Here is a 23,485-nt window from a genome sequence, read left to right as displayed (position 1 = left end):
CAGACTGGGTTGGCCGTCCCCACTATCGCTCCAACAAGCAAAGAGGGGACAGAGCGATGAAGATGCATGCCACCGGGCTTGCGGGCCTGATGCTGGTTGCCGGCCTGCACGGTCAGGCGCTGGCGCAGGAGACCGTCCTCCGGGTCAGCTCGGGCGCCAGCAATGTCTCGACGCTCGATGCCCACCGCGCCAGCGCGACCGACGACAAGGCGCTGGTCGGCTGGCTCTATAACGGCCTGGTGCGCTTCAAGCCCGGCAGCGCCGATCCCAAGGACCTCGAACCCGACCTCGCCGAGCGCTGGGAAATCTCGCCGGATGGCAAGGTCTGGACCTTCCACCTGCGCAAGGGCGTCAAGTTCCATGGCGACTGGGGTACGCTCGATGCCGACGACGTCGTCTATTCCCTGCAGCGCGCCGGCGATCCGAAGCGCTCGACCTTCTCCTCCGACTTCTCGGCGATCGACAAGGTTGAGAAGGTCGACAACCTCACCGTCCGGATCGCCCTGAAATACCCGGACGTGAATTTCCTCGGCCGCGTCTCCAACTACCATGGCGGCAACATCGTCAGCCGCAAGGCCGGCGAGGAACTGGGCGACCGCTATGGCGCAAAACCTGTCGGCACCGGCCCCTTCACCTTCGTCGAGCAGGTAACCCAGCAATATGTGAAGCTCGCCGCCAATCCCGATTATTTCCGCGGCAAGCCCAAGATCGACACGATCATGATGCGCGCCATCCCGTCCGACAGCGCGCGCGAGCTCGCCTTCACCTCCGGCGAGCTCGACCTTTTCTACGGCAAGCGCGAGCAGCGCTGGGTCGATTCCGCCCGCAAGCGTCGCGGCTTCAATGTCGAGATCTTCCAGCCCGGTGAATACCGGCTGCTGCACATCAACCGCAGCCAGCCGCCGCTCGACGACATCCGCGTGCGCCGCGCCATCGCCGCCGCGGTCAATGTCGACGACCTCGTGCGCTTCGTCGGCAAGGATGTCGGCCCCAAGGGTTGCTCGATCGTACCGCCCGGCTATCTCGGCGAGGATTGCACGGTGCGCTATGGCTTCGATCTCGCCAGGGCCAAGGCCCTGCTGGCCGAGGCCGGCCACAAGGACGGCATCACCATCAAGACAATCGTTTCCAACATCTCGGCGCAGCAGCCGTTCATGGAGATCATCCAGGCACAGCTCGCCAAGGCCGGGATCAAGCTGGAAATGCAGGTCGTCGACCACGCGACCTATCAGAGCCAGAGCCGCAAGGACCTGAGCGGACTCGTCTTCTACGGCGCAGCGCGCTTCCCGATCGCCGACACCTATCTCAGCGAGTTCTTCCACTCACGCGCGACAGTGGGCACCCCGACCGCGGCGACGAACTTCTCGCACTGCGCCATCGCCGACAAGGAGATCGAGGAGGCCAGGGTTGCGCCGAACGCGGATGCGCAGAAGGCGCTGTGGAAGGAGGCCCAGCGCAAGATCATGGACGATGTCTGCGCGATTCCCCTGTTCGAACTGCGTCAGGTCTGGGCCCGCAGCGACAAGCTCGACTTCGGCTACGAGCTGAAGGGCGCGCTCAACCTCGCCCCGCCGATCACCGAGCAGACCACGCTGAAGGCGCGCTGAGGCCTCAGCAATTTCGATCAAATCCGATCGCCGTTTGGGCGAGAGTTCGTCATTGCGAGGAGCGGAGCGACGAAGCAATCCAGGGCGGCAATGCTCTACGTCCCCTGGATTGCTTCGCTGCGCTCGCAATGACGCTTCAGCCAGATCGAAGCGTCGCCGCTACCCAATGATCAGGCCGGATTCGGCGTCAGGATCGTCCGCGAGATTTCCGCCGCCGCCTCGCGCGCGCTTTCCAGGAAGGCCGCGACCAACCTGGCATTGCGACTGTCGCGGTTGCGGCAGAGCTGGAAATCGAGCTGGAACTCCGGCTCGAAGCGGCGGATCGCGATCTTGTCGCGCAGGCCGCCGACGATCAGCGGATGCACCAGCGAGACGCCGACGCCGGCCGCGACGAACTCGCAGAGGGTCGGCGAGACATTCGCGACCATCACCACCTCCGGCATGACGCCATGGCCTTCCAGCACCCGGCTGATGCTGCGATGGGTGTGGCTCTCCGGATCGAAGGAGATGAAGGGGACACCGGCGAGATCGCGCGGCGTGATCACGTCCTTCGCCGTCAGCGGATGGCCGAGCGGCAGGATGCAGACAACGGGATGGCCCATCATCGGCTCGGCGGCGACATAGGGGTTGTCGACCGGGGCGATGATCAGGCCGACATCGAGCCTGTGCGTGACCAGCGCATCGGAAATCCATTGCGAGCTGCGCGACTGGACCGAGCAGAACACGCCGGGCTGCCTGGCTAGGAAGCGCGAGGTCGCCTCCTGGATGAAGGAGCCGGAGAGCGCCGGCATCACGCCGATCAGCAGACGGCTCTGCTCGTCGCGGCGGATCGCCTCGACCGCATTCTCGACCTGGCGCACGCCGGCAAAAATCCGGTCGATCTCCTCGTAGAGCCGCATGCCGCGCCGCGTCGCGACGAGCCTGCCTTTCACGCGGTCGAACAGGCGTAAAGCCGTATCCTCTTCGAGATGGGCGATCAGCTTGCTCATCGCCGGCTGCGAGACGTTCATCATCTCCGCGGCGCGACTGACGGTGCCGTATTCGATCACCGCCTTGAAGGCCTCGACCTGGCGCAGATTGAGCCGCCTCACCATGGCATAACCCCAGGGAATAGAGTGCAGAGAAAAACGACTTTGACGAAATACAATGTCGCTCCCTAACGTCAAAGGGCGAAAGGGATTTTCATGCGGCCGGACATCGTCGTCATCGGGGGAGGAACGGTCGGGGCCGCCATTGCCTACGGCCTCGCCCGCAAACAGCAGAAGGTGCTGCTGCTCGACGGCGACGATGGCGATTTCCGCGCGGCGCGGGCGAATTTCGGGCTGGTCTGGTTGCAGGGCAAGGGCCTGGGCATGCCGGCCTACCAGGCCCTGACCCGCGACAGCATCGCGCTCTGGCGCGGCTTCACCGGAGAATTGGAGACAGAGACGGCGATCGACCTCGCCTATGAGCAGAATGGCGGCCTCGCCTTCTGCCTCGGCGAAGAAGGCTATGAGAAGCGCCGCGTCGACCTGCTGCGTCTCCATAACCAGCGCGGCGACGACGAGCCGGATTGGGAGATGCTGGATCGCCCGGCACTGGAAAAGCTGCTGCCCAAGGTGACGCTCGGTCCGGACGTCGCCGGCGCCAGCTTCGGCCGGCGCGACGGGCACGCCAACCCCCTGCGGCTTCTGGCGGCGCTGCATGCCGGCGTCGTCCATCATGGCGGCGCGCTACGCCATCGCGCCAAGGTGCAGCGGATCGAGCGTGTCGGCACCGATTTCAGGCTCGTGCTCGACGGCGAGACACTGGTGGCGCCGCGGATCGTCATCGCCGCCGGGCTCGGCTCGCCAGAGCTAGCGCGTCAGGTCGGGCTCGATGTGCCGTTGCGGCCGGAGCGGGGCCAGGTGCTTGTCACCGAACGGCTCGCACCCTTCCTGCCGCTGCCCGCCAGCGGCCTCCGCCAGACCGGCGAAGGCACGGTGATGATCGGCGCGACCAAGGACGATCCCGGCTTCGACGTCTCCACCACCGGCGAGGCGGCGGCGCGGCTCAGCCGCAAGACCGTGCAGGTCGTTCCCGCCTTGGCGAAGGTCGGCCTCGTCAGGCAATGGGCCGGGCTGCGCATCATGACGCCCGACAGCTACCCGATCTATGCGCAGTCGCAGAGCCATCCCGGCGCCTTCGTCGCGCTCTGCCATTCCGGCGTGACGCTCGCGGCCTTTCACGCCGTGGAGCTCGCCTACGCCATCGCCGCGGGCAGCCTGCCCGAACGCTTTTCTCCCTTCCACCAGAGTCGGTTCGATGTTCCGCAAGCTGCATGATCCGGGGCCGCAGGCGGTCACCATCTTCATCGACGGACGCCCCGTCGCGGCCGAGCTCGGCGAGAGCGTCGCCGCGGTGCTGCTGCGCCAGAAGGAAGGCTGGAGTCGGACCACGCCGGTCTCGCAGAGCCCGCGCGCGCCCTATTGCATGATGGGCGTCTGCTTCGAATGCCTGGTCGAGATCGACGGCCAAGGCTCGGTGCAGAGCTGCCTGACGCCGGTCGCGGGCGGCATGCGCATCGCTCGCCAGCAGGGCCGCCGGAGCCTGTCGGCATGAGCGAGCACACCGATCTCCTGATCGTCGGCGCCGGCCCGGCCGGCATGGCCGCCGCCGTCACCGCCCGCCGCCACGGGCTCTCCGTCCGTGTCGTCGACGATCAGCCGGCGCCCGGCGGCCAGATCTGGCGGGGAATCGAGACCGTCGCCGCGACGTCGCGCGCCAAGCGGCTCGGGCAGAGCTACCTGTCCGGCACCGAGCGCGCCGCGGCCTTCCGCGCCTGCGGCGCCTTCTACGAACCCGAGAGCCAGCTCTGGCAGATCGAGCCCGGCTTCCGCGCCTTCGTCACGCGTGGTGGCAAGGCCCGCATCGTGACGGCGCAGGCGATCATCCTCGCCACCGGCGCGCAGGAGCGGCCTGTGCCCTTTCCGGGCTGGACCCTGCCGGGCGTGCTCACCGTCGGCGCCGCGCAGATCCTGCTGAAGACCGCCGATTCCGTGCCTGAAAATCCGGTCTGGATCGCCGGCTGCGGACCGCTGCCGCTGCTCTACATGACCCAGTTGCTGGCCGCGGGCGGCCGTATCGCCGGCTTCCTCGACACCACGCCGCGTGGACGTGTCGGTGCAGCGCTGCGCCACCTGCCGCAGGGGCTCGGGCGCCTCGGCGACCTCATCAAGGGCCTAACCTGGTCACTGGCCCTGCGCCGGGCCGGCGTTCCGATCATCCGCCATGTCACCGAGCTGCGCGCCGAGGGTGAGGGCCGTCTCCAGCGCCTGCGCTATCGCACGGAAGACGGCCGCGAGACCGAGGCCCCCGCCGAGGTGCTGTTGGTCCATGAGGGCGTGGTGCCGAACATCCATGCGCCGCTGGCGCTCGGTTGCGCCGTGCGCTGGCATGCCGGCCAGCAGTGCTATGTCCCGGTGCTCGATGCCTGGGGCGAGAGTTCGCAGGCCAATATCTTCGTCGCCGGAGACGGTGCCGGCATCGGCGGGGCTGAAGCGGCGGAGCCACGCGGACGGCTCGCGGCGGTGCGGGTTGCGGCCAGACTCGGCCGGATAGATGACACCACCGCAGAAACTGCTGCCACGCCCGAGCGAAGCGCGCTTTCCAGCGCGCTCGCGCTGCGGCCCTTTCTCGATGCGCTCTATGCGCCGCGCCCTCAGCTTTATGCTCCGCCCGACGAGACGCTGATTTGCCGCTGCGAGGAGGTCACCGCCGGCGAGCTCCGAGCCCGCGCGGTCGAGGGCCGGCCTGGCCCGAACCAGCTCAAGGCCTTCACCCGCGCCGGCATGGGCCCCTGCCAGGGCCGGCAATGCGGCTATTCCATGGCCCATATCGTCGCCGCCGCGCAGAACCGCCCTGTCGAGGAGGTCGGCTTCTACCGGATCCGGCCGCCGCTGAAGCCGGTGACGCTCGGCGAGCTTGCCAGCCTCGACGAACAGGAACCGGCGGCATGACCGACGCCGCATACGACGTCATCGTGGTCGGCGGCGGCCTGCATGGCCTCTCCGCCGCGCTGCACCTCGCTCGCGCCGGCCGCAAGGTCGCGCTGGTCGAGCGGCGCTGGACCGGCCGCCACGCCTCCGGCGCCACGGCGGCGGGCGTTCGCACCCTCGGCCGCGACATCGCCGAGATCCCGATCTCGCTCGAAGCGATGGCGATGTGGCATCGCATCGAGACGATCGTGGGCGATACCTGCGGCTTCCACGCCCGTGGCCAGCTGCGCGTTGCGGAGAAGGCCGAGCACATGCCGGCCCTGATCGAGCGGCAGGCGCGCACCAGCGCTCTCGGCTACGGCCATGAAGAGATCATCGACGCCGCCGAATTGCGTCGCCTGGTGCCGGCCCTGAGCCCGCATTGCGTCGGGGCGCTGGTGGCGCGGCGCGACGGCGCCGCCGACCCGCACCGGACCATCGCCGCCTTCCGCCGATCCTGCGAGGCCGAAGGCGTCGTCATCGCCGAGGGCTGCGGCGTCGAGGCCGTCGACCGGTTAGGCGGCGACTGGCTCATCGTCTGCGGCAGCAGGCGCTTTCGCGCCCCGCAGATCGTCAACGCCGCCGGCGCCTGGGCCGGCCGGCTCGCCGCTCTGTTCGGCGATGTAATCCCGCTCGGCGTGCGCGCCTCGATGATGATCGTCACCGAGCGGCTCGCGCCTCTGCTCGATCCCGTCGTCAGCGTCGTCGGCCGGGCGCTTTCCTTCAAACAAGCCGGCCAGGGCACGCTGGTGATCGGCGGCGGCCTGCAGGGTTCGGCCGATCTCGAGCGCGAACACAGCAGCGTCGACTTCCGCCAGCTCGCCCGGGGCGCGCGCGCCGCCAGCGATCTCTTCCCGGCCGTGTTGGGCGTTCGGATCGCCCGCTGCTGGACCGGCATCGAGGCAGAGACGCGTGACCACATCCCGGTCATCGGCCTCTCGCCGAACGCGCCCGGCCTCGTCCATGCCTTCGGCTTCTCCGGCCATGGCTTCCAGCTCGTCCCGGTGGTCGGCGCGATCCTCGCCGAGCTCGTCACCGAGGGCCGGACGCGCCGCGAGATCGCCGCTTTCGCGCCCGGACGGCTGATGCAGGAAAGGGCGGTGGCATGATCGGCTATCTGGTCAGGCGCATCCTGCTCGCCATCCCCACGCTGTTCGTGATGCTGACCGCGATCTTCGTGCTGGTCCGGCTGGTGCCGGGCGATGCCGCCTCGGTCATCCTCGGCGACCAGGCCAGCGCCGCCTCGCTCGCCGCGCTGCGCGAAAAGCTCGGCCTCGACCAGCCGGTCCACGTCCAGTACCTCGCCTTCCTCGGCAAGATCCTCACCGGCGATTTCGGGCAATCGCTGTCGAGCGGGCGCAGCGTCATCCGCGAGGTGCTGCTCGTCCTGCCCTCGACGATCGAGCTCACCGTCGCCGCCATCACGATCGGACTTCTTTTCGGCCTGCCGCTCGGCGTCGCCGCCGCGCTCAGCCGCAATGGCTGGGTCGACTATGTCTCGCGCGTCGTCTCTCTGGTCGGCCTGTCCTTCCCCGCCTTCGTCTCCGGCATCCTGATGCTGATCGTCTTCGCGATCCAGCTGAACTGGTTCCCGGTGCTCGGGAACACCAGCGGCTCCGGCAGCCTCACCGAGCGTATGCGGGCGCTGGCCCTGCCGGCGCTCAATCTCGGCATCATCATGACCGCCTATGTGATGCGCGTGACCCGCGCCGCCATGCTCGGCGTGCTGACCGAGGACTATATCCGCACCGCTCGCGCCAAGGGCGTCGGCCCGGCCCAGCTCGTTGTTACCCATGCCCTGCGCAACGGGCTGATCCCGATCATCACCGTGGTCGGGCTCTATTTCGGCACGCTGATCGGCAACTCGGTGCTGACCGAGATCATCTTCAACCGGCCCGGCCTCGGCAAGCTGATCATCGGCGCGCTCAACGCCCGCGACTACACCCTGCTGCAGGGGCTGATGATCATCTTCGCGATCTGCGTGATCGTCGTGAACACGCTGACCGATCTCGCCTACGGCCTCGTCGATCCCAGGGTGAAATACTCATGAGCGCCGCCGACACCCCCGTCGCGATCCAGCCCGGCGGGCTCTGGCTCGCCTTCACGCAGAACCGGCTCGCCTGGATCGGGCTCGTGCTGCTGGCGCTGATCGTCAGCATCGCGCTGTTCGCACCCTGGCTCGCCCCGCACGATCCGCTCGAGCAGAACATCGTGGCGCGGCTGGAGCCGCCTTCGGCCGAATTCTGGCTCGGCACCGATTCCTATGGTCGCGACGTGCTCTCGCGCCTGATCTATGGCGCGCGCATCTCGCTCTTCGTCGGCTTCGTCGCGATCCTGATCGCCATGCTCGTCGGCACCGCGATCGGCGTGCTCGCCGGCTACATCGGCGGCGTCTTCGACCAGCTCGTCATGGGCGTGCTCGACGTATTGCTCGCCTTCCCGACGCTGCTGCTCGGCCTGATGATCGCCGCCATGCTCGGCGCCAGCCTGGAGAACCTGATCATCGCCATCGCGGTGACCGAGGTCGCCCCCTTCGCCCGCGTCGCCCGGGCGCCGACGATCACCTTGCGCCAGCGCGATTTCGTCGAGGCCAGCCGCTCCTATGGCTGCGGCCCGTTCCGGATCATGACGCGGCACATCCTGCCGAACATGATCTCGGACGTGGTGGTGATTAGCTCGCTCTGGCTGGCCTCGGCGATCCGGACCGAGGCCTCGCTCAGCTTCATCGGGCTCGGCGTGCCGCCGCCGGCGCCGACCTGGGGCGCGATGATCCGCGAGGGCTTCGAGAACATCCTCGACGCCTGGTGGCTGGCGGTCTTCCCGAGCCTTGCCATCCTCGTCACGGTGCTGGCGCTCAACCTGCTCGGCGATGCCCTGCGCGATGCCTCGGATCCGCGCACGCGCTCGCGATAATGGTGCCGGAGCTCACGGCTCCAGCTCGGAATCCCAGTAGAGATAATCCAGCCAGCTGTCGTGCAGATAGTTCGGCGGGAACAGCTTGCCGTTGCGGTGCAGGTCGTTGATCGACGGCGCGAACGGCTTCTGCATCGGGATCATGCCGACCGCGGTCGGCATCTTGTCGCCCTTCATCAGATTGCAGGGCGAGCAGGCTGCGACGACGTTCTCCCAGGTGGTGAGCCCGCCCTTCGAGCGCGGAACGACATGGTCGAAGGTCAGCTCGTCGCGCGTGCCGCAATACTGGCAGGCGAAGCGGTCGCGCAGGAAGACGTTGAAGCGGGTGAAGGCCGGGGTGCGCGAGGGCTTGATATAGGTCTTGAGCGAGACGACCGAGGGCAGCTTCATATTGAAGCTCGGGCTGTGCACCACCGTGTCGTATTCGGAGACGATGTTGACCCGGTCCATGAAGACCGCCTTGATCGCGTCCTGCCAGCTCCACAATGAGAGCGGGTAGTAGCTCAACGGCCGGAAATCGGCGTTGAGCACCAGCGCCGGACAACCGTCCGGCGAGGCCATCGGATGCATCACATGCGCCGTCACCCGTATCGCGCCTCCGCTTCTAGGGCTCGCACGAATCCTGCTGCATCAATGTAAGCGCGATGCGACAGGAATGTGAAGCGACGATGTTGCGGCGCGAATGCGCAGACGCACGCGTCATTCCCAGGCGGAGCCCTCGGGTCCGACCTTCGGTCGACCCGAGGAGAAACTCAGCGCAGACCCGGGAATCGCATGCGGAATCTGGTTTTCGAGATGCTCGGCTCAAGGCCGAGCAAGACGGCATAGTTTTCAGCGCGTCGGAATCGGCTTTTCGCCGCGATAGTCGTAGAAGCCGCGCTTGGTCTTGCGACCGAGCCAGCCGGCCTCGACGTACTTCACCAGCAGCGGGCATGGCCGGTACTTCGAATCGGCGAGGCCGTCATGCAGCACCTGCATCACCGACAGACAGGTGTCGAGGCCGATGAAGTCAGCGAGCTGGAGCGGCCCCATCGGGTGATTCGCGCCGAGCTTCATCGCCGTGTCGATCGCTTCGACCGAGCCGACGCCCTCATAGAGCGTGTAGACGGCCTCGTTGATCATCGGCAGCAGGATGCGGTTGACGATGAAGGCCGGGAAATCCTCGGAGACCGACGCCGTCTTGTGCAGCGCCGCGACGAAGCCCTTGGCGCGTTCGAAGGTGCCGTCGTCCGTGGCGATGCCGCGGATCAGCTCGACGAGCTGCATCAGCGGCACCGGGTTCATGAAATGGATGCCGATGAAATGCTCGGGGCGATCGGTCGCCGCGGCCAGCCGCGTGATCGAGATCGACGAGGTGTTCGAGGCCAGGATGGCGTCGGGGCGCAGATGGGCGCAGACGGCGGTGAAAATCTTGCGCTTCACCTCCTCGCTCTCGGTCGCGGCCTCGATCACGAGGTCGCACGGGCCCAGATCCTCCAGCTTCGGCGCCGCGACGATCCGGCGCATCGCGGTGCGGCGATCCTCGTCGGCGATGGCACCCTTGGCGACCTGCCGGGCCATGTTGCCATCGATCGTCGCCAGCGCCGCGTTGATGCGGTCTTCGGCAACGTCGTGCAGCCTGATGTCGAAGCCCGCGACCGAAGCGACATGGGCGATGCCGTTGCCCATCTGCCCGGCCCCGATGATGCCGACGGTCTTGATCTGGTGGTCCATGTGACGCTTCTGTTCCCCGAGGGAGCTGGCGCGGACGGCCTGATCGCCGCCCGCGACGCGACTTAGTCTACCGATTACTTGCCGGCTTTTTCGAGCTCTTTGTCGAGCTCGGGCAGGATGGTGAAGAGGTCGCCGACGAGGCCGTAATCGGCGATCTGGAAGATCGGCGCCTCCTCGTCCTTGTTGATGGCGACGATGACCTTCGAGTCCTTCATGCCGGCGAGATGCTGGATCGCACCGGAGATGCCGACCGCGACATAGAGCTCGGGGGCGACGACCTTGCCGGTCTGGCCGACCTGCCAGTCGTTCGGCGCGTAGCCGGCATCGACCGCCGCGCGCGAAGCACCCATCGCCGCGCCCAGGCGATCCGCCACCGGCTCGATCACCTTGGCGAAGTTCTCGGCCGAGGCGAGCGCTCGCCCGCCCGAGACGATGATCTTGGCCGAGGCCAGCTCCGGCCGGTCGGACTTGGCGACCTCCTCGCCCTTGAACGACGAGGTGCCGGGATTCTCGGCAGCCGAGATGCTCTCGATCGGCGCGCTGGCGGAGCCATCGCCGGTCGCGGCGAAGGAGGCGCCGCGGACGGTGATCACCTTCTTGGCATCCGATGACTGCACCGTCTGGATGGCGTTGCCGGCATAGATCGGCCGCTCGAAGGTGTCGGCCGAGACGACCTTCGTCACTTCCGAGATCTGCATCACGTCGAGCAGCGCGGCAACGCGCGGCATGACGTTCTTGCCGGTGGTGGTGCCGGGCGCGACCAGCGCGTCGTAAGCAGGCGCGAGCGAGACGATCAGCGCCGCCAGCGGCTCGGCGAGGCGATGCTCGTAGGATGCGTCGTCGGCGAGCAGCACCTTCTCGACGCCGTCGAGCCTGGCAGCGGCTTCGGCGACAGCCTTGGCGTCAAGGCCGGCAACCAGGACATGCACGGGCGCGCCAAGATCCTTGGCGGCGCTCAGGGCCTTGCGGGTGGCCTCGTTGAGGCTCTTGTTGTCGTGCTTGGCGAGCAGCAGCGTGGTCATCAGATCACCCCGGCGGTCTTGAGCTTGGAGACGAGTTCGGCGGCGTTGGCCACCTTGACGCCGGCGGAGCGCCCGGCCGGCTCGGCCGTCTTCAGCACCTGGAGGCGCGGGGCGACATCGACGCCGAGGGTCTCGGGCGTGGTCTCGTCGAGCGGCTTCTTCTTCGCCTTCATGATGTTGGGCAGCGAGGCATAGCGCGGCTCGTTGAGGCGAAGATCGGTGGTGACGATGGCAGGCAGCTTGAGCTGCACGGTCTGCAGGCCGCCATCGACCTCGCGGGTGACGTCGGCAGAACCGCCATCCAGAACGACCTTGGAAGCAAACGTGCCTTGCGGCCAGCCGAGCAGCGCCGCCAGCATCTGGCCGGTCTGGTTGCAATCGTCATCGATCGCCTGCTTGCCGAGGATGACGAGTTCGGGCGTCTCCTGCTCGACGACCTTCTTCAGCAGCTTGGCTACCGCCAGCGGCTCGGTGGCGGCGTCGGTCTTCACAAGGATGCCGCGATCGGCACCCATGGCGAGGCCAGTGCGGATCGTCTCGGCGGCCTGCGCCGGCCCGACCGAGACCACGATCACTTCCGTGGCCTTGCCGGCTTCCTTGAGCCGCAGCGCCTCTTCGACCGCAATCTCGTCGAAGGGATTCATCGACATCTTCACATTGGCCAGTTCGACCCCGGAACCGTCGCCCTTCACGCGGATCTTCACGTTGTAGTCGACCACTCGCTTCACGGGCACAAGTATCTTCATAAGGGCGTCACCGGTTGTGGAGAGATGCGATCTGATGCCGATCCGCCGGCCAAGCGACGGCCAGCATCGCGGCACCCGGCTGAAATGCGGACGGACCGTAGCGACGGGAATTTGCGCTTGTCAACGCCATGAAAGTCACGGCAGCCCCCGCATGCCGCGGCCGAACAAGGGCAGCTCGCGCCGGATCAGGAGCGGCGTCAGCGCTGCGCCGGCGCCGAGCCCGCCGAGATGCGCCCACCAGCCGACGGCGCCCTGCTCGTCGAACAGCGCCGAGAGCAGCTGGAACAGGATCCAGGCGCCGAGCGCGTACATCGCCGGGATGTGTAGGGGAATCCATTTGAAGGCGAGGCCCCAGACCCGCACGCGCGGGTAGAGCATCAGATAGGAGGCGATCACGCCCGAGATCGCGCCGGAGGCGCCGATCAGCGGCTGCTCCGATTCGGGGTTCATCAGCGCATGCAGCAGAGCCCCGGCGACGCCGCAGAGCAGGAAGAAGACGAGGAAGCGCAGATGCCCCATCGCATCCTCGACATTGTCGCCGAAGACCCAGAGGAACAGCATGTTGCCGATCAGATGGGCGAAGCTGGCATGCAGCATGATGCCGGTCATCAGCGTCAGCCAGGGTGGCGCCTTGAGCAGTTCCGGCGGCAATTGCGCCTCGCCGAACAGCACTGCCGGGATCGTGCCGAAGCCGGCCAGCACCGCGACCTCGCTCGCCTCGCTGGTCCAGTGCATCAGCATGAGCCGCAGCACGATGCAGAGCGCGATCAGAAAATAGGTGACATAGGCGACGCGGATGAAGCGCATCGGCATGCCGTCATGCAGCGGCACGAACATCGGCTAGATCACGATGATCTTGGATCGTCTCGATCCAAAATCGTAAGAAATGATCGATTCCGAGAGTTTAGAGCAGGATCTCTGCGAAAAACCGGTTCCCACTTTTTCGCATCCTGCTCTAGCGGTTCTGGCCGGGCGTCCAGAGCACGTCGCCCCCCGCCCTGGCATTGAGGTGGCGCGAGGCGACGAAGAGGAAGTCCGACAGCCGGTTGATGAACTTCAGCGCCGGCTGGGCGACGCTCTCGCCCTCCTCCTGCGACAATTCGACCATCAGCCGCTCGGCCCTGCGGCTGACAGTGCGGGCAAGATGCAGGTGGGCGGCGCCCGGCGTGCCGCCCGGCAGCACGAAGGAACGCAACGTCCCGAGCGGTCGGTTGAGCTGGTCGATCTCCGCTTCGAGGCGGTCGACCTGCGCCTGCACGATCCGCAGCGGCTCCCATGCCAGCTTCTCGCCGGTGTCGGGCGAGGCAAGCTCGGCTCCGAGGTCGAAGAGATCGTTCTGGATGCGGCCGAGCATCGCGTCGAGCTCGGGATCCTCCCCGGCGCAGTGCAGCCGCGCCATGCCGATGCAGGAATTGGTCTCGTCGACCGTGCCATAGGCGGAGACGCGCAGGTCGAACTTCGGCCGGCGCGCGCCGGTGGCGAGCGCCGTGGTGCCGTCGTCGCCGGTGCGGGTGTAGATGCGGTTGAGAACGACCATATCCGAGTTATAGCGCGCTGCAGCATCGGCGGAAGAGGCAATCTCACGCCATCGCCAGCGGCAAAAGTCCCGGCTCCTTCAATGTCTCCAGGGCGATCTCGGAACGCACGCGCGCGACGCTCTCATGCGGCAAAAGCACCTCGTTGACGAGGCGCGCGAGTTCCTTGAGATCGCCGACCGCCACCTTCAGCATGTAGTCGGCCTCGCCGGTCAGCGCATGCGCCTCCAGCACCGCGGGCGTCAGCTTCACCAGGTCGCGGAAGCGCCGCGCGTTGTCGCGCGAATGGGTGTTGAGCGCGACATGGATGAAGACGGTGACGGAGAGCCCGATCGCCTCCGGATCGATCAGGGCTCGATACCCGCGAATCACGCCCGCGCCTTCCAGCGCCTGGCGCCGCCGCGAGACCTGGCTGGCGGAGAGGCCGACGCGCTCGGCGAGCGCGCCATTGGTCAGCGAGGCGTCCTGCTGGAGCGCTTCGAGCAGGCGCCAGTCAAAGGCGTCGAGCTGCGGCATTTCGTGAGCCTTCCTGCGCTTCCGTACACGATCCGTGCAAACTCAATCCTAGAGCGTCGAATTTTGCAAACCTTTCGCCGTCGGGATGCGCGAGGATCGGCCAACGCAGATTTCGAGGAGGACGCATATGGGACCGTTCCCGCACGACGCCGAGCCGCCGGCCATTTCCGCCGCCAACCCGATGGGCACTGACGGCTTCGAATTCGTCGAATACGCCCATCCCGAGCCGGAGAAACTCGGCGCGCTGTTCGAAACCATGGGCTTCACCAAGGTCGCGAAGCACCGTTCCAAGGACGTCACGCTCTATCGCCAGGGCGACGTCAACTTCATCGTCAATGCCGAGCCGGAGTCCTTCGCTCAGGGCTTCGCCGCCGAGCACGGCCCCTGCGCCTGCGCCATGGCCTTCCGCGTCGTCGACGCCAAGCATGCCTTCGAGCGCGCGGTGTCGCTCGGCGCCGAGCCCTATGAGAGCAAGGTCGGTCCGGGCGAGCTGCAGATCCCGGCGGTGAAGGGCATCGGCGGCTCGCTGCTCTATTTCGTCGATCGTTATGGCGAGAAGGGCTCGATCTACGATGTCGACTTCGAATGGCTCGGCGAGAGCGACCCGCATCCCGAGCAGGCCGGGATGTATTATCTCGACCACCTCACCCACAACGTCATGCGCGGCCGCATGGACCATTGGGCCGACTGGTATGGCGAGCTCTTCAATTTCCGCGAGATTCGTTTCTTCAATATCGAGGGCAAGCTCACTGGCCTGATCTCGCGGGCGCTGACCTCGCCCTGCGGCAAGATCCGCATCCCGATCAACGAATCCCTCGACGACAAGAGCCAGATCGAGGAGTACCTGCGCCAGTACAAGGGTGAGGGCATCCAGCATGTCGCGCTCGGCTCGCGCGACATCTACTCAAGCGTCGAGCAGCTCCGCCAGAACGGCTTGCCCTTCATGCCGTCGCCGCCCGAGACCTATTACGAGAAGGTCGACGGCCGCGTGCCGAACCATGGCGAACCGGTCGCCCGGCTCAAGGCCAACGGCATCCTGATCGACGGCGAGGGCGCGGTCGCGCTCGGCTCCAAGGAAGGCCGGATGAGCAAGGTGCTGCTGCAGATCTTTTCGGCCACCGTGGTCGGCCCGATCTTCTTCGAGTTCATCCAGCGCAAGGGCGATGACGGCTTCGGCGAGGGCAATTTCCGCGCTCTGTTCGAGTCGATCGAGGAGGATCAGATCCGCCGCGGGGTGTTGAAGCCGCAGGCGGCGGAGTAAGGCGTCTCACGCCGCCAGCCGCGGCGCCGCCATCGCCTCACGCAGCGCCTGCGCGAAATGACGCGCGGCTATGCTGGCCTGCGGTGCGATCACCAGTGCGACCGAGAGCTCGAACAGCGCCGGCAGATTCTCGGACGGCTCCAGCCGACGCAGGGAAGCAGGCGCCGCGCTCTCGGTTATCGCGGTGACGCAGAGGCCCGCCTCGACGGCTGAAAGCAGCCCGGCCATATGCGACGACGAGAACACCAGCCGATGCGGCCGCTCGGCCGCCTGCAGCGCGTTCAGGATGCGCGGACGCGCCCGGCAGCCCTCGTTGAACAGGCCGAGCGGCAGGACCTCGCTGAGCTCCGGCCGATGACCGCGCGCCGCGACCCAGACCAGCGGCTCGCGCCTCAGGCGCTCGCCCTTCGGCCGGCCGGGATCCTGGGTGATCACCGCGAGGTCGAGCTCGCCCGCCGCCACTGCCGGCTCGATCCGCTTCGACAATTCGCAGTGAACCTCGATCTCGACGCGTGGATGCTCTTCGGCGAAGCGCACGATCAGCGGTCTCAAATAGGCGTCGACATAATCGTCCGGCAGGCCGATCCGCAGCCGGCCCACCGCCTTGTCGCCGTCGAGCTCGGCCCGCGCCTCGCGTTCGATCGCGAGCAGGCGGCGCGCCTGGGCAAGCAGGCGCTCGCCTGCCTCGGTCGGCGTGACCCCGCGCCGCGAGCGCTCCAGCAATTGCCTGCCGAGCACAGCCTCGAGATCCTGGATGCGGCCGGAGACCGCCGATTGCGTGCGCCCGAGCCTCGCCCCGGCCGCCGTGAAACCGCCGGTGTCGGCGACCGCGACGAGCATGGCGAGGGCATCGAGATCGAGATGGGTCGACATCACCAATCCATCGGAAACAGTAATAGATGAATCAGGTTAATCCGTTTTTCCGATTGCGGGAAGCGGGCTAGGTTATGACGAACAGAACAGCCTTCACGCCGGGGAGCGATCGCAGATCGCGGCTCCTCAGGATGGGGTTGCGTCGATTCCAGGATTCGAAAGCCTACCCCATGTCCGCCCCGAGCCTGTCCCTCTCCGATCGTCCTGCCAGCCCGGCGCTCGGCATGTTCCTCCTGCTGCTGCTCGGCGCGACCTGCATCGGTTTCTCCGGCATCTTCGTGCGCTTCGCCGATGTCGGCCCAGCCGCCGCCGGCTTCTGGCGCATGGCCTTTGCACTGCCGGTGCTCGCCGCCTGGATGGCGCTGGAAGACCGCCCCGGCAGGGCCGAGCGCGTGAAGCCCGGCGCCATGCTGCCGATCGCGCTCGCCGGCCTCGCCTTCGGCGTCGACGTCGTGCTCTATAACGCCTCGCTCGGCTTCACCTCGATCGCCAACGCCTCGCTGCTCGGCAATCTCTCGCCGGTCGGCGTCATCCTGGGTGGCTGGCTGCTATTCCGCGAGAAGCCGACCCGGCGCATCCTCGGCGCCCTGCTGCTCGCCATCGGCGGCGCCGGCCTGCTGGTCCTGCCGAAGCTCTCGGGCAGCGCAACGCCGCTTTCAGGGACCGGCCTGTTCGGCGACGGCCTCGCCATCGGCGCCGCCTTCTCCTATGCCGCCTATATCCTTGCCGTCCGCCGCGCCCGCAACCGCGCAGCTTCGGGTCGCATCGGTCTGATCTCGAGCGCCATCTGCGCCGTGTTCTGCATCGCCGCTGCGCTTGGCCTCGGCGAGACCATCCTGCCGCAGAGCCTGACCGGCTGGCTCGCAGTCGCCGCGCTCGGCCTGGTCTCGCATGCGATGGGCCAGGGCCTGATCACGCTGGCGCTCGGCCATTACGGGGCGAACGCCGCCTCGCTGGTGATGGTCTGGCCGGCGCTGGTCTCGGTGCTCGCCGCCTGGGCGATCTTCGCCGAGCAGCCCTCCCCCGCCCAGGCCTTCGGCGGCGTCGCCATTCTGGCGGCCGTGCTGCTGGTGAGGAAGGGATAGAACGCCCCCTTCCACGGATTTGCGCGTCACCAGTTCAGTTCCCAGTGGCGTAGCGCAGAATCACGGTGCCGTTCTTGAGCGGCCGGCTTTCCAGCAGCTCGAGCTTCTGGCGCTCGCTGCCCGGCTTGAAGAACAGCGTACCCCCGCCGAGCCGCACCGGCACCAACGCCAGCATCAACTCGTCGACCTGCTCTTCCCTCAGCAATGTGTCGATCAGTTCGGCACTGCCGAAGACGAGGATGTCCTTGCCCGGGGCAGCGCGCAGCCTGGCGATCTCGCCGACGATGTCGGCGGTGACGCGAGTATTGTTCCAATCGGAGCTCTGAGCGCTGCGCGAGGCCACCAGCTTGGGCAACGCGTTCATATAGCGCGTCACCTCGCCGTCTTCGTTGGCCTGGGCCGAGGTCCAATAGGCCTTCATCCCGTCATGGGTGACGCGGCCAAAGACCAGCACTTGAGCCCGCTTGCCGAACTCCTTGCTGAGCGCGTCGAGCTCCTCGCCCCAGGCGTCGCTGTGAAACGAGAGATCCCACTTCTCCTTGCCTTCGAAATAGCCGTCCAGCGTCACGAGATTCCAGACGATCACCTTGGCCATCGCATCCTCCTACCTGGCGCTGCGTCGCGCCGTCAAAACCGCTTGCATTTTGCAATCAGTTGGCTTCTAGTAAGACCGATTGTAGAATGCAAGTGGTTTTGGAGAGAAGCATGAAAGAGACCGGCCGCTCCGGCTGCCCGATCAACCTGACGCTCGAAATTCTGGGCGATCGCTGGAGCTTGATCGTGCTCCGCGACATGATGTTCGGCAATCGCCGGCATTTCCGCGAGTTGCTGTCGAAGTCGGACGAAGGCATCGCCTCGAACATCCTCGCCGACCGGCTGAAGCGGCTGCTCGAGAACGGACTGATTTCGCGTCGCGACGACGCCAGCCACAAGCAGAAGGGCATCTACAGCCTGACGGAGATGGGGATTTCGCTGGTGCCGGTCTTCGCCGCCATGGCCGATTGGGGCCGGCGCTTCCTGCCGGTGACGCCCGAGATGTCAATCCGCGCCGAGATCCTGGCCGAGGGCGGACCAGTCCTGTGGCGGAAATTCATGGACGAGCTTCGCTTCCTTCATCTCGACGCGCCCCGGCCGACGCAATCCGTCCTTGACGACCTGACCACCGCCTATCGCGAGGCCGTGGAGCGCAAACGCGTGGCTGAGGCGGAGACAGCCTGATGCCTCCGGCTGCCTAGCTATCAGGCCATCTCAGGAGATCGCCGATCCGAGTCGCCAAGTAGAGTCTCACATCAGCGACTTCGGTGATCTTCCGCACCGCCAGATCGGGCACGAGCACATTGTCGAGCTCGACATGCGAAACCACGAAGACAGTGACGTCCCGGGGCAGCCATGCGAGCTCCGCCGCCACCTCGGCCAGTGTCTCGGAGGTCGCAGGGTCGGGCAGTTGCGGGAGGTCGTGTGCCCGCTTTGCCCAGAAATTCAGGAAGACCTGCGTCGGCAGCACGTTCCGGCCGGCCAGATGCCGCAACAGCAGATGCGGGTGCTCGACGAAGACATGCGCTTCGGTTGCCGGCACCGGCTGAAACGCCCTGACCAGTCTCGCAAAACGCCAGGCACGCTCGATCGCGCCGGGACGCATCTCTCCGACCTCCGGAACGAGCAGCACGATCGCATTCGCAGGGATCTGCTTTGCGATCGCTTCGTAGGTCGCGTCGATCTGCCGGAGCGGAGACCAGAGATAGAGCAGCAGCCCGGCCTTCAGGGCCGCGATCGCGATGAGCAGCGCAGACACCGCCCGATCCAGCCTGACCGGCTGCGGCGAGGGGCCGCGCAGGTAAATCACTGCCAGCGTCACGAGAGCCGGGACGAGGCGGCGATCCGCAGCCCCGACGCTCATCAGGTCTTTCGGCATGACGATGAACAGCAGGCAGCCTGCGAGCAGCCCGGCCAATTCATGGCGGCCGGCAGTCAGACCCCGCCGCCAGGCCAGCCAGCCGACGACCCCGAGGACAAGAGCCGACAAGCCATATTCGAGCGACAGGTTCGTCGTCTTGCCGACCGAGAAGATGCCTGTGACCTTGGTGATCAGGTGCCATTCCGTCGGGCCCGACTGCCCCGGCTCCATGACCAGCAGAAGCATGCCCACCACAAGCGCAGACAGCCAGTGCAACCTGAGCAGCCTGGCGCTCGCGGCGAAGCGCCGTGCCCGCCAGTCGTCGAATGCCGCGACCATGAGGATGCCGCCGCAGAAGCATACATAGAGCATCACCGGGAAGATGCTGATCAGGCACATCGCGCCCAGGATCAGGGCCTGGCTGACGACGAAGCCGGCCGAGGGGGTCTTGTGCTGCTCGACCGCCCTGTGCAGCGCGACGAACATGACGCCGAGCCCGAGTATGTAGTTGAACAGCCCCCAATACAGCGGCTCGGAATAGACGGCGAGAAGGATGAGGAGGAGAATGGGAAGGTCTGTTCGCTCTCCCCGCGCCTGCCGGCACCAGACGGCGGCTGCGATATAGGCGCACACCGCGGTGCAGATGAATACTGTCAGCGCGACGGACGGCGACACGATCTTGCCGAGAGCGCTGGTGAACACGTCGATGGCGAGATTCGGATAAAGCCTCTCGCCGGCCTGAAAGAATTGCGCCGCCGCGTCGTCGGCCAACAGCATCTCCCACAGAGTCACGCGGAAAAGATGGTTCGGCCCGTCGACGAAGAAGGCGCCGCCCGACGCCAGGATGGGCAAGCTCGCCGCCAGCATGACGAGTGCGATGGGGCCCAGAGGCACGCCTCTTGCGGGCACGGCAACGGCGCCGCGACCGTCCTGGCCCTGGCTGCTCGGCGCTGTTCCTGCGAGGACCTGGTCTTCCATGGCAGGAGTGTAAGACGCTGCATTCCGCAGGCAGCAGCCGTGCAAAATAGGTAGCTCATCGGGGCGCGGCGCGGCTGCTCCGATGCGCTGCCTGTCCGGCTAAAGCGCCCTTGCCCTCACTCCGCCGCCAGCCGCGGCGGCGGCAGCTTGCCGGCCATCGCCTTGGCGCTGGCTTCGCCCGGCGTCTCCTCCTCGCGGATCGCCTCCCACTGGCTCTCGTCCTCGGCCTTGCCGAGGAATCGGCCGAAGACCCAGCCGGTCAGCCGGCCGAGATCGTCCATCACCACGTAGAAGGACGGCACGAAGACGAGGGAGAGCACGGTCGAGACGAGCAGGCCGCCGATCACCGCGATCGCCATCGGCGCGCGGAACTCGCCGCCATCGCCGACGCCATAGGCCGAGGGCAGCATGCCGGCGGCCATGGCGATGGTGGTCATCACGATCGGCCGCGCCCGCTTGTGGCCGGCTTCCAGCAGTGCCGTCAGCCGGTCCTTGCCGCGCGCGACCTCTTCGACCGCGAAATCGACCAGCATGATCGCATTCTTGGTGACGATGCCCATCAGCATCAGCAGGCCGATATAGACCGGCATCGAGACAGGGTTGTGGGTGGCGAGCAGCGCGATCACCACGCCGCCGAAGGAGAGTGGCAGCGAGAGCAGGATGGTGATCGGCTGGAAGACCGAGCCGAACAGCAGGATCAGCACGGCGAGCACCAGCATCAGGCCGGTGGTCATCGCGTGGATGAAACCTTCGACCACCTCGCCCTGGATCTCGGCATCGCCTGTCGCAGCGATGCGCACGCCCTCGGGAAGGCCGACCTCTTTGACGATCTCCTGGAACTTCTCCTGTGCGGTGCCGAGCTCGAAACCGCGCTTCAGGTCGGCGCCGATGGCGGCGCGGCGGACGCGGTCATAGCGGTCGATTGAGGACGGCCCCTCGCCGAAGCCGATCTCGGCCACGGCGGTGAGCGGAACCGAGACGCCGGACGCGCTGATGACGCGCAGCGCCGCAATGTTGCGGATGTCGGTGCGGGCCTGCTCGTCGAGCTGGACGCGGATCGGCACCAGCCGGTCGCCGGCATTGAACTTTGCGAGGTTGGGACCGATGTCGCCGATGGTGGCGACGCGCAGCGCCTCCGAGATCGCCTCGGGCGTGACGCCGAGATTGGCGGCCTGTTCCAGCTTCGGCGTGACGCGCATCTCCGGCCGGCTCAACGAACCGGCGGTCGCGACGTTCAAGTAGCCGTCGACCTGGCGCATGCGCGCCTCGATCTTCGCCACCGTCTCGTCGAGTGCGTCGCCGTCCTTGGACAGGATCGAGAACGCCATCTCGCGCTCGCCGCGCTCGTTGACGTACCAGGCGCGGACGTCGGGCACGCCGGCCAGCTTCTCGGCGATGACGACCTTGAGTTCCTTCTGCGGAACGTCACGCTCGGCCTTCGGCGTCAGCAGGATGAAGACCGCGGCGCGGCGGACCTCGCGCTGGCCGGTCGGCGATGCCCCGCCAAGCACGAAGACGTTCGTCACCTGCGGGATCTCGCGCAGCTTGTCGACGATCTTGTCGGTCGCGACGGTGGTGTCCTCCAGCGTCGCGCCAGGCGGCAATTCGACCGATGCGACGATGCGGGCGGTGTCCTCCTCCGGGAAGAAGCCGGTCGGCAGCAACGCCGTCGCCTGGATCGAGACGAACAGGAAGCCGAAGCCGGCGATCAGCGTGAGATAGGCCGTGTTGAACGGCAGCTTCCGCCATGTCCCCGAACCGTCGAAGCGCGGCAGCACCGGGATGCGGCGCTTCCTGAGCGAGGCCTCGAGCAGCCAGGAATAGCCGCGCATCACGAAGCCGTCCTTGGCGTCGTGGTGCTTCACCGGCCTGAAGAGATAGGCTGCCATCATCGGCGTGATCAGACGCGCGACCAGGAGCGAGAACAGCACAGCGATCGCGACGGTGAGGCCGAACTGGCGGAAATACTGGCCAGCGATGCCGCCCATGAACGAGACCGGCGCGAAGATGGCGACGATGGTCAGCGTGATCGCGATGACCGCGAGGCCGATCTCGTCGGCGGCCTCCATCGCGGCGCGATAGGGCGATTTGCCCATCTTCATGTGCCGGACGATGTTCTCGATCTCGACGATCGCGTCGTCGACCAGGATGCCGGTCACGAGGGTGATGCCGAGCAGGCTGACGAGATTGAGCGAGAAGCCGAGCAGCTCCATCGCCCAGAAGGTCGGAATGGCCGAGAGCGGCAGCGCGATCGCGGTGATCAGTGTCGCCCGCCAGTTGCGCAGGAAGACGAAGACGACGAGCACGGCCAGCGCCGCGCCCTCCAGCAGCGTCTCCATCGCCGCCTTGTAGTTGCCGTAGGTGTAGGCGACGGCGTCGTCGATCGGCGCCAGCTTGATCGTCGGATAGCGCTTGTTGAGATCGTCGATCTTGGCCGCGACCACGTCCTTGACCGAGAGCTCGCTCGAACCCTTCGAACGGAACACTGCGAAGGACACCACAGGCTGCTTGTTCAGTCGGCCGAAGGCACGTGGCTCCGAGCTGGCATCCTCGACCCGGCCGAGTTCCTTCAGGCGGACCTCGCGCCCACCTGTGAGCTGGATCTTGCTGTCGGCCAGTTCGGCGACGGTCCTGGCGCTGGCTAGCGTGCGGATCGCCTGCTCCTGGCCGCCGACCTCGCCGCGCCCACCAGCCAAGTCGACATTGGTTGCGCGGATCTGGCGGTTGACGTCGCCGGCAGTGGTGCCGAGCGCGAGCAAACGGTCGGGATCGAGCGAGATCCGGATTTCGCGATCAACGCCGCCATAGCGTTCGACCCGGCCGACGCCCTTCAGCCCCTGCAATTCGCGCGCGACGACATCGTCGACATGCCAAGAGAGCTGCTCCAGCGTCAGCCCGGGCGAGGAGGCGCCATAGGTCAGGATCGACTGGCCCTCGACGTCGATGCGCTGGATCACCGGCTCGTCGATGGTGCGCGGCAGCTCGGCCCTGATCTTGGCGATCGCGTCCTTGACGTCATTGACGGCACGGTCGGTGTTGGTTTCGAGCCTGAACTCGACCAGCGTCACCGAAGAGCCGTCGGTCAGCGTCGACATCACATGCTTGACGCCGGTGATGTTGGCGACCGCGTCCTCGACGCGCTTGGAGACCTGGCTTTCCAGCTCGGCCGGGGCAGCGCCCGACTGGGTCACCGTCACCGAGACGAAGGGCACGTCGATATTCGGGAAGCGCGTCACCGGCAGCTTCGAGAACGAGAGCAGCCCGAGCACGCAGAGCACGACGAAGAGCAGGATCGCCGGAACAGGCTTTCGGATCGACCAGGCGGAGAAATTGACGCTCACGGATAG

At 66.8% G+C, this 23,485-nt stretch carries 22 protein-coding genes; 10 read left to right on the top strand and 12 right to left on the bottom strand.

Going from position 1 to position 23,485, the window contains the following annotated elements; genetic code table 11:
- Positions 1-56: 56 nt before the first annotated feature.
- A complete protein-coding gene (locus V7S63_RS20185; protein ID WP_336531514.1) occupies positions 57-1,607 on the top strand; it encodes an ABC transporter substrate-binding protein in 1,551 nt (516 codons plus the stop codon).
- Between the two features lie 170 nt (positions 1,608-1,777).
- Here the strand turns inward: V7S63_RS20185 and V7S63_RS20180 are convergent, their stop codons facing one another.
- On the bottom strand, positions 1,778-2,701 hold the full coding sequence (locus tag V7S63_RS20180; RefSeq protein ID WP_336531513.1) for a LysR substrate-binding domain-containing protein: 924 nt from the start codon (positions 2,699-2,701) through the stop codon (positions 1,778-1,780).
- 90 nt (positions 2,702-2,791) lie between these two features.
- On the opposite strand from V7S63_RS20180, the gene V7S63_RS20175 reads away from it, so the two are divergent.
- Genes V7S63_RS20175 through V7S63_RS20150 form a run of 6 tightly spaced genes read left to right on the top strand, consistent with a single transcriptional unit; the run spans position 2,792 to position 8,515 of the window.
- Positions 2,792-3,910: an NAD(P)/FAD-dependent oxidoreductase gene (locus V7S63_RS20175; protein ID WP_336531512.1), complete on the top strand. Its 1,119-nt coding sequence runs from the start codon at positions 2,792-2,794 to the stop codon at positions 3,908-3,910.
- Positions 3,891-4,187, top strand: coding sequence for a (2Fe-2S)-binding protein (locus V7S63_RS20170; RefSeq protein WP_336531511.1), 297 nt, complete (start codon positions 3,891-3,893; stop codon positions 4,185-4,187). The genes V7S63_RS20175 and V7S63_RS20170 overlap by 20 nt, the downstream gene beginning before the upstream one ends.
- On the top strand, positions 4,184-5,584 hold the full coding sequence (locus V7S63_RS20165; RefSeq protein WP_336531510.1) for an FAD/NAD(P)-dependent oxidoreductase: 1,401 nt from the start codon (positions 4,184-4,186) through the stop codon (positions 5,582-5,584). Before V7S63_RS20170 ends, V7S63_RS20165 begins: the two co-directional genes overlap by 4 nt.
- Positions 5,581-6,711, top strand: a complete 1,131-nt coding sequence (locus V7S63_RS20160; protein WP_336531509.1) for an NAD(P)/FAD-dependent oxidoreductase — start codon at positions 5,581-5,583, stop codon at positions 6,709-6,711. Before V7S63_RS20165 ends, V7S63_RS20160 begins: the two co-directional genes overlap by 4 nt.
- Positions 6,708-7,652 carry an ABC transporter permease gene (locus V7S63_RS20155; protein WP_100962103.1) on the top strand — a complete coding sequence of 315 codons (945 nt, stop codon included), beginning with the start codon at positions 6,708-6,710 and terminating at the stop codon, positions 7,650-7,652. The genes V7S63_RS20160 and V7S63_RS20155 overlap by 4 nt, the downstream gene beginning before the upstream one ends.
- Positions 7,649-8,515: an ABC transporter permease gene (locus V7S63_RS20150; protein WP_336531508.1), complete on the top strand. Its 867-nt coding sequence runs from the start codon at positions 7,649-7,651 to the stop codon at positions 8,513-8,515. The genes V7S63_RS20155 and V7S63_RS20150 overlap by 4 nt, the downstream gene beginning before the upstream one ends.
- 12 nt (positions 8,516-8,527) lie before the next feature.
- Here V7S63_RS20150 and V7S63_RS20145 read toward each other — a convergent pair whose 3' ends face one another.
- From V7S63_RS20145 to V7S63_RS20115, 7 genes are all read right to left on the bottom strand, one after another.
- Positions 8,528-9,085 carry an HNH endonuclease gene (locus tag V7S63_RS20145; protein WP_091834276.1) on the bottom strand — a complete coding sequence of 186 codons (558 nt, stop codon included), beginning with the start codon at positions 9,083-9,085 and terminating at the stop codon, positions 8,528-8,530.
- A gap of 261 nt (positions 9,086-9,346) precedes the next feature.
- The gene (locus V7S63_RS20140) at positions 9,347-10,228 is read right to left on the bottom strand and encodes a 3-hydroxybutyryl-CoA dehydrogenase (protein WP_091832915.1); all 882 of its coding nucleotides are present in this window, start codon (positions 10,226-10,228) and stop codon (positions 9,347-9,349) included.
- Between the two features lie 74 nt (positions 10,229-10,302).
- Positions 10,303-11,250 carry an electron transfer flavoprotein subunit alpha/FixB family protein gene (locus tag V7S63_RS20135; RefSeq protein WP_100962101.1) on the bottom strand — a complete coding sequence of 316 codons (948 nt, stop codon included), beginning with the start codon at positions 11,248-11,250 and terminating at the stop codon, positions 10,303-10,305.
- The gene (locus tag V7S63_RS20130; protein ID WP_091832909.1) at positions 11,250-11,996 is read right to left on the bottom strand and encodes an electron transfer flavoprotein subunit beta/FixA family protein; all 747 of its coding nucleotides are present in this window, start codon (positions 11,994-11,996) and stop codon (positions 11,250-11,252) included. Before V7S63_RS20130 ends, V7S63_RS20135 begins: the two co-directional genes overlap by 1 nt.
- 135 nt (positions 11,997-12,131) lie before the next feature.
- The gene (locus V7S63_RS20125; protein ID WP_336531507.1) at positions 12,132-12,833 is read right to left on the bottom strand and encodes a rhomboid family intramembrane serine protease; all 702 of its coding nucleotides are present in this window, start codon (positions 12,831-12,833) and stop codon (positions 12,132-12,134) included.
- Positions 12,834-12,951: 118 nt separating this feature from the next.
- Positions 12,952-13,533 (bottom strand): cob(I)yrinic acid a,c-diamide adenosyltransferase, encoded by a 582-nt coding sequence (locus V7S63_RS20120; RefSeq protein ID WP_100962098.1) that lies wholly within the window; start codon positions 13,531-13,533, stop codon positions 12,952-12,954.
- A gap of 43 nt (positions 13,534-13,576) precedes the next feature.
- Complete coding sequence (locus V7S63_RS20115; protein WP_091832899.1) at positions 13,577-14,047, bottom strand: Lrp/AsnC family transcriptional regulator; 471 nt, start codon at positions 14,045-14,047, stop codon at positions 13,577-13,579.
- Between the two features lie 127 nt (positions 14,048-14,174).
- On the opposite strand from V7S63_RS20115, the gene hppD reads away from it, so the two are divergent.
- A complete protein-coding gene (gene hppD / locus V7S63_RS20110) occupies positions 14,175-15,308 on the top strand; it encodes a 4-hydroxyphenylpyruvate dioxygenase (protein ID WP_336531506.1) in 1,134 nt (377 codons plus the stop codon).
- A gap of 6 nt (positions 15,309-15,314) precedes the next feature.
- On the opposite strand, the gene V7S63_RS20105 is transcribed toward hppD, so the two are convergent.
- Complete coding sequence (locus V7S63_RS20105) at positions 15,315-16,181, bottom strand: LysR family transcriptional regulator (protein ID WP_336531505.1); 867 nt, start codon at positions 16,179-16,181, stop codon at positions 15,315-15,317.
- Between the two features lie 170 nt (positions 16,182-16,351).
- On the opposite strand from V7S63_RS20105, the gene V7S63_RS20100 reads away from it, so the two are divergent.
- Positions 16,352-17,266 carry a DMT family transporter gene (locus tag V7S63_RS20100; protein ID WP_336531504.1) on the top strand — a complete coding sequence of 305 codons (915 nt, stop codon included), beginning with the start codon at positions 16,352-16,354 and terminating at the stop codon, positions 17,264-17,266.
- Between the two features lie 34 nt (positions 17,267-17,300).
- On the opposite strand, the gene V7S63_RS20095 is transcribed toward V7S63_RS20100, so the two are convergent.
- A complete protein-coding gene (locus tag V7S63_RS20095) occupies positions 17,301-17,861 on the bottom strand; it encodes a dihydrofolate reductase family protein (RefSeq protein WP_336531503.1) in 561 nt (186 codons plus the stop codon).
- 110 nt (positions 17,862-17,971) lie between these two features.
- Here V7S63_RS20095 and V7S63_RS20090 point away from each other — a divergent pair, with 110 nt between their 5' ends.
- Positions 17,972-18,484 carry a winged helix-turn-helix transcriptional regulator gene (locus V7S63_RS20090; protein WP_336531502.1) on the top strand — a complete coding sequence of 171 codons (513 nt, stop codon included), beginning with the start codon at positions 17,972-17,974 and terminating at the stop codon, positions 18,482-18,484.
- A gap of 13 nt (positions 18,485-18,497) precedes the next feature.
- Here V7S63_RS20090 and V7S63_RS20085 read toward each other — a convergent pair whose 3' ends face one another.
- Both V7S63_RS20085 and V7S63_RS20080 read right to left on the bottom strand, forming a co-directional pair.
- Positions 18,498-20,054, bottom strand: coding sequence for a hypothetical protein (locus V7S63_RS20085; protein ID WP_336531501.1), 1,557 nt, complete (start codon positions 20,052-20,054; stop codon positions 18,498-18,500).
- A 200-nt stretch (positions 20,055-20,254) separates the two neighbouring features.
- On the bottom strand, positions 20,255-23,479 hold the full coding sequence (locus V7S63_RS20080) for an efflux RND transporter permease subunit (RefSeq protein ID WP_336531500.1): 3,225 nt from the start codon (positions 23,477-23,479) through the stop codon (positions 20,255-20,257).
- Positions 23,480-23,485 lie beyond the last annotated feature (6 nt).

Source organism: Allobosea sp. CCNWLY174 (assembly GCF_037120455.1).
GTDB classification, from domain to species: domain Bacteria; phylum Pseudomonadota; class Alphaproteobacteria; order Rhizobiales; family Beijerinckiaceae; genus Allobosea; species Allobosea lupini.
The sequence above is the reverse complement of the archived record's forward strand: the minus strand, read 5'-3'. Positions and strand labels throughout refer to the sequence as shown.